At 72.2% G+C, this 10,163-nt stretch carries 9 protein-coding genes; 7 read left to right on the forward strand and 2 right to left on the reverse strand.

Features of this window, described 5'->3' with window-relative positions; translation table 11 throughout:
- Positions 1-136 precede the first annotated feature (136 nt).
- Positions 137-889, reverse strand: a complete 753-nt coding sequence (locus ACFYVR_RS19555) for an isocitrate lyase/phosphoenolpyruvate mutase family protein (protein ID WP_387476162.1) — start codon at positions 887-889, stop codon at positions 137-139.
- A gap of 234 nt (positions 890-1,123) precedes the next feature.
- Here ACFYVR_RS19555 and ACFYVR_RS19560 point away from each other — a divergent pair, with 234 nt between their 5' ends.
- From ACFYVR_RS19560 to ACFYVR_RS19585, 6 genes are all read left to right on the forward strand, one after another.
- Positions 1,124-2,083 carry a helix-turn-helix domain-containing protein gene (locus ACFYVR_RS19560; RefSeq protein WP_387476164.1) on the forward strand — a complete coding sequence of 320 codons (960 nt, stop codon included), beginning with the start codon at positions 1,124-1,126 and terminating at the stop codon, positions 2,081-2,083.
- Positions 2,084-2,228: 145 nt separating this feature from the next.
- Positions 2,229-3,071 (forward strand): alpha/beta hydrolase, encoded by an 843-nt coding sequence (locus ACFYVR_RS19565; RefSeq protein WP_387476166.1) that lies wholly within the window; start codon positions 2,229-2,231, stop codon positions 3,069-3,071.
- Positions 3,072-3,078: 7 nt separating this feature from the next.
- Complete coding sequence (locus tag ACFYVR_RS19570; protein ID WP_387476168.1) at positions 3,079-4,041, forward strand: helix-turn-helix domain-containing protein; 963 nt, start codon at positions 3,079-3,081, stop codon at positions 4,039-4,041.
- 110 nt (positions 4,042-4,151) lie between these two features.
- Positions 4,152-4,994 (forward strand): alpha/beta fold hydrolase, encoded by an 843-nt coding sequence (locus tag ACFYVR_RS19575; RefSeq protein ID WP_387476170.1) that lies wholly within the window; start codon positions 4,152-4,154, stop codon positions 4,992-4,994.
- Between the two features lie 85 nt (positions 4,995-5,079).
- Positions 5,080-6,426 carry a hypothetical protein gene (locus ACFYVR_RS19580; RefSeq protein WP_387476172.1) on the forward strand — a complete coding sequence of 449 codons (1,347 nt, stop codon included), beginning with the start codon at positions 5,080-5,082 and terminating at the stop codon, positions 6,424-6,426.
- Entirely contained in the window at positions 6,423-7,670 is a 1,248-nt protein-coding gene (locus ACFYVR_RS19585; RefSeq protein WP_387476174.1) for a hypothetical protein, read from the forward strand. Before ACFYVR_RS19580 ends, ACFYVR_RS19585 begins: the two co-directional genes overlap by 4 nt.
- Here ACFYVR_RS19585 and ACFYVR_RS19590 read toward each other — a convergent pair.
- A complete protein-coding gene (locus ACFYVR_RS19590) occupies positions 7,652-8,335 on the reverse strand; it encodes a TetR/AcrR family transcriptional regulator (protein WP_387476176.1) in 684 nt (227 codons plus the stop codon). The two genes, ACFYVR_RS19585 and ACFYVR_RS19590, sit on opposite strands and share 19 nt — an antisense overlap.
- 182 nt (positions 8,336-8,517) lie before the next feature.
- On the opposite strand from ACFYVR_RS19590, the gene ACFYVR_RS19595 reads away from it, so the two are divergent.
- Positions 8,518-10,014 (forward strand): DHA2 family efflux MFS transporter permease subunit, encoded by a 1,497-nt coding sequence (locus ACFYVR_RS19595; protein ID WP_387476178.1) that lies wholly within the window; start codon positions 8,518-8,520, stop codon positions 10,012-10,014.
- Positions 10,015-10,163: the final 149 nt, after the last annotated feature.

Consider the following 10,163-nt stretch of genomic DNA (forward strand, 5'->3'; position numbering starts at 1 on the left):
CTTCCCGCCGTCCCCCCCGCCCCGCGCCCCCGCGACTCCCAGGCCCCCCCCCCGCGCGCGCCCCCCGGCCGGTGCCCGCTGGGGGCGACTGCCGCCCCCCCCCCCCCCCCACCGCCCACCACTGGCGCGGAGCGCCCTACGCCCAGCGGGCGAGGATCTCGTTCGCGCGGACGGCGAGGGCGGCCTGCAGCAGCGGGCCGAAACTGACCCGGCCGACGCCGAGTGCCGCGTAGTTCGCGCGCTCGCCGCTCGCGGGTTCGGCGATCGCGTTGACCGGCAACGGGAGCGCGGCCGTCAGTTCGCGGTACACCTCGTCGGTGTGGAACCCGACGGGGTACAGCGAGTCGGCGCCGGCCTCGGCGCACAGCCTCAGCCGCGCGACGGCGCGCTGGACGCGGTCGGACTCGTCGCCGATCTGCTTGAGGAACAGGTCGGTCCGGGCGTTGATCACCACGTGCACGCCGACGGCGTCCGCCGCGCGCCGCAGCCCGCCGACGAAATCGGCGTGCTCCTGCGCCTCCCGCAGCCGACCGCCCTCGCCGTGCACGGTGTCCTCGATGTTGAGTCCGACGGCGCCCACGTCGACGAGCCCGTTGATCAGCGTTTCCGGGCTCTGCCCGTACCCGGACTCGATGTCCACCGACACCGGCAGATCCACCGCCCCGGTGATCTGCTCGACACGGGTGAGCAGTTCGGCGAACGTCATGCCCTCGTTGTCGGGGCGGCCGACCGAGTCGGCGACCGGGTGGGAACCGACGGTCAGGGCGGCGAAACCGGCCTGCGCGGCCAGGTTCGCGGACCAGGCGTCCCAGACGGTCGGAAGGATCACGGGGTCGCCGGGCCGGTGCAGTTCGAGCAACGTGGTGGCCTTCTCGGTGATCGATGCCATGGTGGTTCCTCGCCTCGTGTGGTGTTGCCGAACATCGTGGCACGCCGGGACGTTCGGATCGGTGCAGACGACCTCGATGTCGGGGCCCGACGCGGGGAACGTGTCACAACCGTGTGAACTTCGGCGAAATCCGACGGGAACCGCCGGGGATCCTCACTACCGTGGACGGCGATACGTCTGTGCGGGGCCGGTGACCCTCGGCCCTGCCTCCGTGCGCCCGCCCGAGGAGCCGGCATGACCGTCGTGTTCGACACCGCACAGTTCGCGTCGAAGGAACGAGCCGACGCGACCTGTACCGCCATGCAGGAGAATTCGGCACCGTCCCACGTGGTCCTCGAGGACCCGACGTCGGTGTCGTCGCTGATGGAGGTGTGGTCGTACGGCGCGACGAGCGTCTTCCGGTCCCGGATGTCGGGGATGCAGCTGCTGCGCACGCACAGGCAGACGACCCGCGCACCGTCGCCGCTGGTGGCGATCGCGGTGCAGGAGACGGCGATCGCGCGCTACGAGCAGCGCGGCGTGCAGCGGCTCGTCGCGCCCGGTGAACTGATGGTCGTCGATCTGAACTCCGAATACGACTACGCGTGGAGCACCTTCGGCAGTTCGCGGTGCCTGCACGTGCCGATCGACCGACTCGCCGTTCCCTACGACGCGATCCGTGCGGCGTCGACCCGACCGCTCGACAGCCCGGTCGCCACCCTGGTGGCGAACCACATCTCCGCGTTGACCGTCGACGGCGACCGGCTCAGCGGCGGCCCGGACGCCCACGCTCTCGGTGAGGCGAGCATCGACCTCGCCCGGGCACTGTTCGCCTCGCTGTCGGACGGCGACGGGATGCGCCGGACGTCGGCGGACAGCCTGATGGCGCGGATCCGCACCCATGTCCGCCAGCACCTGACCGATCCCACCCTGTCGCCGGAGTCGATCGCGGCGACGCACGGTATCTCGACGCGGCGGCTCTACGAGCTGTGCGCCGCCGCCGATGTACGTCTCGAGCAGTGGATCATCGACGAACGCCTGCACCGCGCCCGCGACCAGCTGGCGCGGCCGCGGTCCCGCCAGATCGCGATCGCGACCGTCGCGCGGCGCTGCGGGTTCACCAGCCATGCGCACTTCAGCCGCCGCTTCCGCGCGCTGTTCGGCGTCACGCCCCGCGAGTGGCGGGAGATCTCGGCGCTGACCGGCGACCCCTGACGCGGGTGCGCCCAGGGGACAGAACCGTGCAGCGGCATCCGGTTTCGCCGGGCGTCACGCGACTACGGTGCAGCTGACCGTCCGTCCCACCGCACGAGTCGATCCACCCCACGAGTCGATCCACCACAGGAAAGGGCCGTGAGACATGCCTTCGTCGACACCCCCCGACACCATCGTCCTCGTCCACGGCCTGTGGATGACGCCCCGGAGCTGGGAAGGCTGGGTGGCGCACTACCGGGCCAAGGGCTTCACCGTCCTCACCCCGGCCTATCCGGGTTTCGACATCGAGGTCGAGGCCCTGCGGGCGAATCCCGACGTGATCGCGCGCCTCACCGTCCCCGAGACGGTCGATCACCTCGCCGGGGTGATCGAGGGACTCGACCGGCCGCCGATCATCATCGGGCACTCCTTCGGCGGCACGTTGACCCAGCTGCTGCTGGCCCGAGGCCTCGGGGCCGCAGCCGTCGTCGTCGACTCCGCGCCGACCGAAGGTGTCCGGGTCACCCCGCTCTCCCAGGTCAGGTCCCTGTTCCCGGCGCTGAAGAACCCGGCGAACCGGCACCGGGCCGTCGGGTTCACCGCCGAGGAATTCCACTACGCGTTCGCGAACACCCTCACCCGCGCCGAGTCCGACGCGGTGTGGGAGCGCTATCACATTCCGGCGCCGGGCAACTGGATCTGGGCGTACGGGCTGATCGCGAACCTCAAACCCGGACACCAGGAGACGTGGGTGGACTACGACCGGGACGACCGCGCGCCACTGCTGTTCATCGCGGGCGGGGCCGACCACATCATGCCGCCGTCGGTGAACAAGTCGAACGCGCAGCACTACCGGAAGTCCGCCGCCCTCACCGAGTACTTCGAGTTCGAGGGCCGGTCGCACTGGACCTGCGCGGAGCCCGGCTGGGAGGCCGTCGCCGACCACGCCCTCGACTGGGCTCTCGCACACGCCGATCCGGCATCGCAGGCCAGCGAACCCACCGCCTGAGCGGCGCATGCTGCCGAGCCCTCCACCCGACGCCGCCGGACCCGGCCCGGCGCAACGCGACTCGCTGTCGCGGGCCGGGGTGCCGGTGACGATCGCGCCGCTGCGGTCCGACGCCGCCGGGTGGGCGCGGGTGCGTACGTGGAGGCTCGGCTCCGGAGTCCTGGTGCACGGCGCGGGCAGCGCGGTCGCGGTGGGACGCGCCCGGAGCGGGGACGCCGATCGGACCTCAGCACACCCGGTGACGCTGGCGTCGGTGAGCCCCGGCGACTGGGCCTTCACCCAGCGCGGTGTCACCGTCACCCCACTGCCCGACGATCACACCCTGATCCTCGTCGACCACGCAGCGCCGCACGACTTCCGCAGGCACGACGCCGGATCGGCGGCGAGTGTCACGTTCGACCGCCGGGTCCTGGACGTGCCCGCCACCGACCTGCCCGACGCCGCCCGGCTCCTGCGGGACGACGCGACCCGCCACGACCTGTTCCGGACCTTCCTGCGCGACCTCGTCGACGTCGCGGAGCGTTCCCCCGCCTCGCTCACCCACCTCGTGGACGCCACGGTGGACCGCGCCCGGGCACTGATCATCGGTGCGGCGGCGCACGCGGGACGACCGGCCGACTCCGGGCTGATCGCCCGGATACGTTGCTACATCGACGATCACCTCACCGACCCCGACCTCGGCCCGCACCGGGTCGCCGCAGCCCACAACATCTCGGTGCGGTCCCTGTACTCCCTGTGGTCGGGTACGGGGACCACTCTCGGCAACCACATCGTGACCCGGCGGCTCAAGGAGGCCCGGAAGACCCTCGTGGACAACGGCAGTCGTCACCTCACGATCGCGGCGATCGCCCAGCGGCACGGCTTCACCGACGTCACCCACTTCACCCGACGGTTCCGGGACGCGTACGGGGTCACGCCCGGCCGGCTGCGACGGTCGCCGACCGAGGCGCCCGGCGCACCGTCGGGCTAGAAGTCTGCGCTCTCGGCCGATCACCGACGGCGCCGCCACCCTAACCTCGGGGTCGTCCGGCGACCCCGGGACCCGGGAGCCGCTCACCTCACAGAACGGGAACCCCGCGCATGTCCGACCAGTCCCCGCGATTCTCCGGTCGAGCCCGGTCCCTGCTGACCTCGCTGTCCGTCGCCACCGCCCTCGCCCTCGCCCCGACCGCGCTGGTGGCCGCTCCCGCCGCCGCGCAGGCCACACCGACGATCGTGCTCGTGCACGGCGCGTTCGCCGACTCCACCGGCTGGAACGAGGTCGCCGACAACCTCACCGCACAGGGCTACCGGGTGGAGACGTTCGACAACCCGCTGCGCGGCCCGGCCTACGACTCCGCCCTGCTCGAGCAGAAACTCGCCACCATCGACGGGCCCATCGTCCTCGTCGGACACTCCTACGGCGGTGTCGTCATCAGCAACACCGACGACCCCGACGTCAAGGCCAACGTCTACGTCGCCGCCTTCGCCCCCGACCGCGGGGAGTTCGTACAGGGCATCCTCAACCCGTTGCGGTTCCCCGGCAGCAAGCTGCTGCCGCCGGCGCTGCAGCTGAAGGTCGTCGACGACGCGCAGGCCATCGGCGGCAAGAACGTCGACGGCTACATCGCCGACGAGTACTTCCACGGCATCTTCGCGCAGGACGTCGACGACTCCACCGCCGCGGACATGCTCGCGCACCAGAAATCCGCGGCGCTGTGGGCGAACCTCGAACCCAGCGACACCCCGACGTGGACGACGCGCCCCAACTGGTACCTCGTCTCCACCCAGGACCAGGTGATCCCGCCGGACGCGCAGCGCTTCATGGCCCAGCGGGCCCGCGCGCACACCACCGAGATCGACGCCTCACACGCCTCGCTGGTCTCCCGGCCCGGCGAGGTCACCGCCGTCATCGTCGACGCCGCCACCACGACGGCGGGCTGAGCACCACTCCACGCCACCACCGCGTGGGCGAACCGCCGGGCCGACGCTCGGCGGTTCGGGCGGCGTCGTCGGCTAGCGTCGGCCAATGCCCGATTCGCTCCGCAGCGCCCCGGCTGTGCTCGCCGCTCTGCTCGGCGCCGCCCTCGCTGCGTTCGTCCTGACCGATCCGCCGGGCGGCCGATGGGCGGTGTCCACGTCGGACCGCGAACTCGACCGCTGGCTCACCGCGCAACCCACCGGCATCGCGGCCGGCGCGGTGGTCGCGGTCGGGGTGTGCGCGCTGATGCAGCGGGGCGGTTCCCGACGGATCGCGTGGCTGACGGCGGCCGCCGCGACGGCGGTGACCGTGCTGATCCGCGTCGCGGTGCCCGGGGTCGCGGGAGTCGACACCCTCGTCGCGCTGCACGTCGTGAAATCCCTCGCCGCGGGCACACTCCTCGGAGCCGCGGCCGCAGGATCCTGGGGGCACCGCATCCCGCAGATCGCGCTCGCACTGGGCACGGTGGCCGGCTTCCTGTCGGTAACCTCGTGGGGCGCAGCAACGGCGACGCAGAGCACGTCGACGCTCGGTGAGCCGTCACAGTGGGTTCTGGCCCTGACCCTCGCGGCCACGATCGCAGCCGCGGCGCTCGCGAACCCGTCGTCCCGCATCCCCCACATCACCGGCATCGAGGCCCGGGACGCACTCGTGACGATCACAGCGGTCGCGGTGACCAACCGGCTGCTGATCGCCTGGATCGGCCGCGACACCGGCGAATCGCGACTGCACACGTGGGTGATCGTGGTCATCGCGACAGTGGTGGTCCTGGTCGTGACGGAGGTCGCGGCGAGGCTCCTCGCCCGGCGCACCGACCCCGGCAACGCCGCGATCGTGCTCGCCGCCACCGGAATTGCCGCGGCCGCGATGCCGGTGCTCGTCGACCTGCGCGGCCCGCTGCGCGACGTGTCGCCCTGGGCGGCGGTCGCGGTTGCCGGACTCGCCGTGGCTGTCGGCCTGGCCGTCGCGGCGCGGCGCCCCCTCCCCGTCGTCGGTCTCGCTGTCGCGGCGCTGGTCCCGGCGGCCGGAACGCTCTGGCCCGACTTCGGCGCCCAGGGACCGTGGTTGCTGGTGCGGCTCGCGGTGGTCACGGTCGGGGCCGGGATCGCGGTCGGGAGCGCACTGCCCGGCTCCGCGGCCGTGGCGACCGTCGGGCTGGCGGTTCCGTTCGTGTCCACGGTCTTCCACGCGGCGGCGACGGTGATCGTGCCCACCGAGTGGGGATACGCGCCACTGACCAACGCCGATGGCGGCATCGATTTCCTCGGCAGTGAGCAGTTCACGACGCTGATGCTCGGACTCCCCCACTACGACGACCGCATCGCCGGCGTCGTGCTGGCGCTGGCGGTCGTGTTCTGCGCGTGGGGTGTCCACGGCCTGAGGCGGTCCCGATGACGACGGCGCGACGCACCCTCGACCTTCTCGCCGCAGTGCTGGTCGGCGTGACGGCGGGCTGGGCGCTGCTCGCGCCGCTCGCCACGAATTTCGCGGTCGGCGGCAGCGAACGCGAGCTCACCCTGCTGGCGACGAGCCGCCCACTGGCCGCGGCGGTGGGGATCGTGCTCGCCGCCGCAGTGGCGGGATCGCTCGCGCCCAGGAGGTCCACGCGCACCGCGCGGGTGGTGGTGCTGCTGGGGCTCGCGCTGATCGTCGGCGTGGTGTTCGTGAATGAACGTGCGGCGCAGTTCGAATGGCTGGTCGCGGCGAACTACGTGACCGGCATCGCGGCCGGGCTCGCCCTGGGCGGGGCCGCGGCGGTCGCGGTCGACACCGGGGTCGCGCTGACCGGCGGAGCGTTCGCGGCGTTCGCGTTGGCACCGCTGGTCGTCTCGGTCGCCGGCTCCCCGGACGGCGGCGGCGCGGCCTTCACCGTCGCCCCGCCGTGGTGGCTGCTGTTCCCTGCCGCGGCGGCGACCGTGCTCGCCCTGCTGGTCGGCGGGGGGCGCGTCGCAGGGGTGTCCGGGCGCGGACTCGCGACCACGGCGGCGGTGGTGGTGGCCGCACTGGTCACCAACGCGGTGATCGTCGCGGCCCCGGACGAGAGGACCCGCACCGCGGTGCTCCTCGCCGTCTTCGTGGCGGCCGCGCTCGCCGCGGCGTTCGTGCTCGGGCCCGGCGACGGTCCGCTGCTGCTGGTCACCACCGCGATCGTCGCTGCGGCAGCGTCACTCGGCGTCCCCTCGGACACGACGGTGATCGGTCTGGCGGTGCTCGGTGTGGCCGTGGCCGCCGGCGTGGTGGCGGGAGTGCGGTGGCCGAGTGTCGTCGTCGCGCTGACGGTGCTCGCCGCCCTGACCGTGATCGGACTGGTGCCGGGGATCCGCACGGAGCTGCTCGACGCGACGCGCTGGCTCGTGCTGGCCGCGGTCGCCGGGTACGCGCTCGGGTCCTGCGGCGGAGCGGCGTCGAGCGGACTGGTCGCCGGGCTGTCGGTGCTGTTCGTGCCGAGCGCGCTGACGGTGGCCGGTCAGGCCGTCACGTCCGACCCGCTCGGCGATGCGTCCCCCCTGCGATCGCTGCCGCGCGGTGTCGGCGCCGCGCTCGAATCGGACGTCCAGTGGCTGACCCTGGCGATGACGATGGCGGTGCTGGCGACGATCGCGGCGGCGGGGGTGTTGCGTCAGCGCGACGATCGGTAGGGCTTCGTAGCCTGGGCGATCTTGGCGGCCTCGATCTGGTCGGAGGTCAGTGGCGGCTCGGGCAGCGGAGTGCGCGCCTGGCCCTCGGCGCGCATGCCGTCGAGGGCCAGCGCCAGGTAGCGCCGCCAGGCGTCGGGGGCGACGGGACCGGCGAAGTCGATCACGGCTCCGACCATCTTGCCGAGGGTGAGCAGGTCGTTGGCGTCGACGTCGGGGCGCAGCGCGCCAGCGTCCTTGGCGCGGGCGACGAGCTGGTCGACGAGGGGCACGATGCGCTCGCGGGCGCACGCGATCTGTTCGCGGCCCTCGTCGCAGCTGAAGAACACCTCGCCCATCCCGCGACTGGCGGCCATCTGCTCGCAGGTGAAGGCGACGAAGTCGACCAGGCCCTGCCACGGGTCGTCGTTCTCGAGGCCGGCACTCGCACCGGCGGCCATGTCCGCCATGTGCTGCTCGAACACGCCGTCCACGAGTTCCTGCTTGCAGCTGAAGCGCCGATAGACGGTGCCGACGCCGACCTGCGCGTGCCGGGCGACGTCGTCGAGGGTGATGTCGATCCCGCGGAGTGCGAACAGTTCGGCTGCGGCGTCGAGGATCTTGCGGCGGTTGCGCTCGGCGTCGGCGCGTAGCTTGCGCCCTCCTGTGACGGTGCTCACGAAACTCATTCTGCCATCCCCGAAAATCCGACAAACACGGCCCGAAATCGGTCGAAATCGGACACCCGATGCCATCCGCCGAAATAAGTGGAGACATCTTCTCCGTTTGGGCGTATGGTCGTCCAAGTGGAGCTTACTCCTCCATTTCAGTCATAGAGCTGTGAAGCCACGTCAGACCGAAGGGCCCCCTCATGACCACATCCACCCTCGACCGGCGCGGCGCCGGATCGGAATCCACCGGAAGGGAACACCGCCTGCGTTGGTTCGTCCTGGCGGTCATCGCCCTCGCTCAACTGATGGTCGTGCTCGACGCGACCATCGTGAACATCGCACTGCCCGCGGCACAGCGGTCCCTCGAATTCTCCGACGCCGACCGACAGTGGGTCGTCACCGCCTACGCCCTCGCATTCGGCAGCCTGCTCCTGCTCGGCGGCCGCCTCAGTGACCTGTTCGGCCGCCGCAACACCTTCGTCGTCGGCCTGGTCGGATTCGCCGCGATGTCCGCGGTCGGCGGCGCCGCCGTCAACTTCGGCATGCTGGTGGCCGCCCGCGCCGGACAGGGTGTGTTCGCGGCCCTGCTCGCCCCCGCCGCCCTGTCGCTGCTCGCCACCACGTTCACCGAGCCCAACGAAAGAGCCAGGGCCTTCGGCATATTCGGTGCCATCGCCGGTGCGGGCGGTGCCATCGGCCTGCTCCTCGGCGGCGTGCTCACCGAGTGGACGTCGTGGCGGTGGAGCCTGTACGTCAACCTGATCTTCGCTGCCGTCGCCCTCGTCGGCGCGCTGACGATGATGGCACCTCACCGCGCCGAACACCGTCCACGCCTGGACATTCCGGGAACGGTGACCGTCTCGGCCGCGCTGTTCAGCATCGTGTACGGCTTCTCCCACGCCGAGTCGCACGGCTGGTCCGACGCCGCCACCATCGCGTGGCTCGTCGCCGGCGCCGTCCTGCTGTCGGCGTTCGTGGTGATCGAGACCCGTGTCGCGCATCCGCTGCTGCCGTTGCGGATCGTCCTCGACCGCACCCGCGGTGGGTCGTACCTGGCGATGTTCCTCACCGGCTCCGGCATGTTCGCGGTGTTCCTGTTCCTGACGTACTACCTGCAGACCACGCTGCAGTACTCGCCGATCGTCACCGGCGTCGCCTTCCTGCCGATGGTCGTCGCCATGGTGGTCTCGGCCACCACTTCGACCGGCGTGCTGCTCCCACGTGTCGGACCGCGGCTGCTGATCGTCACCGGCCTCGTCCTCGGGGCGGCCGGCCTCGCCTACCTGGCACAGCTCGAGGTGGACAGCAGCTACGCGCCGCACATCCTGCCCGGACTGGTCCTGCTCGGGCTCGGCATGGGCACGGTCTTCGCGCCCGCCATGCAGGGCGCGATCACCGGCGTGCAACCCGAGGACTCCGGAGTGGCCTCCGCGACCGTGAACACCATGCAGCAGGTCGGCGGCTCGATCGGTACCGCGCTGCTCAGCACCGTCGCGGCCACCGCGGCGGCGAACTACCTGTCCGACGCGACACCCGGTCCGCTGACCCCGGCACTGGCCGCGGTCGAGAGCTACACCACCACCTTCTGGTGGGCGGCTGCCATCTTCGTCAGTGGAGCGATCACCTCGGCGTTCCTCCTGCCCGGTGGCAAGCTGCCCGCACCCGAACCGGGAGCTGCCGTCGTCGCCGCGCACTAGATGCGGCTTCGCCGCAGTGGTGGGGGGGGGGGGGGGGCCGCGGCCGGGGCGGCGCCCCCGCCCCCCCCCCCCGGGGGGGGCGCACCGCGGCGGGGGTTCGCGGGGCGGGCCACCACCAGGGGCCCCGGGGGGGGGAGGGCGGGGGGCCG

The sequence above is a fragment of the Rhodococcus sp. NPDC003318 genome, from assembly GCF_042879035.1.
Lineage (GTDB): Bacteria > Actinomycetota > Actinomycetes > Mycobacteriales > Mycobacteriaceae > Rhodococcus_G.

Coding starts and splice junctions, on each gene's coding strand:
- ACFYVR_RS19555 (WP_387476162.1), bottom strand. CDS start 889: ATGGCATCGATCACCGAGAAGGCCACCACGTTGCTCGAACTGCACCGG.
- ACFYVR_RS19560 (WP_387476164.1), top strand. CDS start 1,124: ATGACCGTCGTGTTCGACACCGCACAGTTCGCGTCGAAGGAACGAGCC.
- ACFYVR_RS19565 (WP_387476166.1), top strand. CDS start 2,229: ATGCCTTCGTCGACACCCCCCGACACCATCGTCCTCGTCCACGGCCTG.
- ACFYVR_RS19570 (WP_387476168.1), top strand. CDS start 3,079: ATGCTGCCGAGCCCTCCACCCGACGCCGCCGGACCCGGCCCGGCGCAA.
- ACFYVR_RS19575 (WP_387476170.1), top strand. CDS start 4,152: ATGTCCGACCAGTCCCCGCGATTCTCCGGTCGAGCCCGGTCCCTGCTG.
- ACFYVR_RS19580 (WP_387476172.1), top strand. CDS start 5,080: ATGCCCGATTCGCTCCGCAGCGCCCCGGCTGTGCTCGCCGCTCTGCTC.
- ACFYVR_RS19585 (WP_387476174.1), top strand. CDS start 6,423: ATGACGACGGCGCGACGCACCCTCGACCTTCTCGCCGCAGTGCTGGTC.
- ACFYVR_RS19590 (WP_387476176.1), bottom strand. CDS start 8,335: ATGAGTTTCGTGAGCACCGTCACAGGAGGGCGCAAGCTACGCGCCGAC.
- ACFYVR_RS19595 (WP_387476178.1), top strand. CDS start 8,518: ATGACCACATCCACCCTCGACCGGCGCGGCGCCGGATCGGAATCCACC.